Genomic DNA, 1,312 nt, shown 5'->3' with positions numbered 1-1,312 from the left:
CTGCCGTTGGGCGTGGCCACGGCGGTGACCGTGCTGCTGGTGACGGTCTGGCCACTGCTGAACGCGGCCCTGCCCGACACCGAGCCGGTGCGCTCCGGGCAGGCGCTGCGGGTCGGGTCCGAGGGCGGTTACGAGGCCGCGCTGACCTTCGAGCGCGGCGGATGGGAGCTGTACCCCGGTTCCAGCACGGCCGACCGGTCCTACCTGTTCGGCCGTGGCCCGGTGGAGCTCACCGTGCGCTCCGTCGTCCCGTTGGAGGAGACGCCGCCCAGCGCCACGGAGCTGTGGCAGGGGTTGGGAAGGACCGTCCGCGCCGAGGATCCGGACGCGCGGCTGGGCGATCCGCGCCCCGTGGCCGCCGACGAGGGGGCGCCGGGACTGACCGGCCCCCTGGCCGGCGACGAGGACGGAGTCGCGGCCCTCTACCCCTCCCCCGACGGCGGGTTCGCGGTTCAGCTGGTCCTGTCCGGACCGGACGCCACCCCGGCGGACCTCGCGGCCGTCGAGGACGTCATCCGGTCGGTCGTCTTCTCCGAGGGAGGGGCCGCGTGAACGACGTGCCCCACGAACGCCGCGACACCGCCCCCGCGCCCGAACGGCCGACGGAGGAGGAACCCCGGGTCCCGACCCCGAGGGGGGACGACGTGCGAGAGCCCGAACCGCCGACCACCGCACACGCGGCCCGGCACGGCGCGCCCACGCACGCGCGTCCCGGCTCCCGACCCCCCGGTACCCGGCTGCCCGCCCTGGTCGGCGCCGTCGTGATCGCCGTGGCCTGCCTGGCCGGGCTGATCTTCCAGATGTTCCAGTTCGCCGGGCACATCCGCGTCTTCCCGTGGGCGGCGGTGCTGGCCCTGGCGTTCGCGACGGCGACGTTGGCGTTCGGGTTCTGGATCCTGCGCGGGATCCGCCCGGTGCGCGCTCCCGCCCCGGTGCCCAGCGCGGTCGCCGCCGTGTGGGGGATGACGGCGGCGACGGGCGCGGGCATCATCGCCAACGGCGGGCTCGGCGCGGTCTGGTCGAAACTTCTGGGACTGGGCGTCACGGGCGCCTGGGACGCCGCACTGACCGCGCCCGTCAACGAGGAGCTCCTCAAACTCGCGGGCATCGTCCTGGTCGCCGTCGTCTTCCCCAGGGCCCTGCGCGGCCCGGTCGACGGCTTCGTTCTGGGCGCGCTCGTCGGGCTCGGATTCGAGGTGACCGAGAACCTCATCTACGCGTTCCAGTCGGTGACCCGGAGCGGAGCCACGGACCCGGCTCTGGCGGTGGCGACGACCACGATCGTGCGGATCGGCCTCACCGGCCTGGGTTC

At 74.8% G+C, this 1,312-nt stretch carries 2 protein-coding genes; both read left to right on the top strand.

What is annotated here, in order from left to right; all coding sequences use genetic code 11:
* Positions 1–552, top strand: a 552-nt coding sequence (locus D471_RS0102985; protein WP_017597250.1) for a hypothetical protein, incomplete at its 5' end; no start/stop codon positions are given.
* Positions 549–1,312, top strand: a 764-nt coding sequence (locus D471_RS32750) for a PrsW family glutamic-type intramembrane protease (RefSeq protein WP_017597249.1), incomplete at its 3' end; no start/stop codon positions are given. The genes D471_RS0102985 and D471_RS32750, both read left to right, overlap by 4 nt.

This window comes from Nocardiopsis lucentensis DSM 44048 (assembly GCF_000341125.1).
GTDB classification, from domain to species: domain Bacteria; phylum Actinomycetota; class Actinomycetes; order Streptosporangiales; family Streptosporangiaceae; genus Nocardiopsis; species Nocardiopsis lucentensis.
Note: the sequence above shows the minus strand (reverse complement) of the source record. Positions and strands in the feature narration are given on the sequence as shown.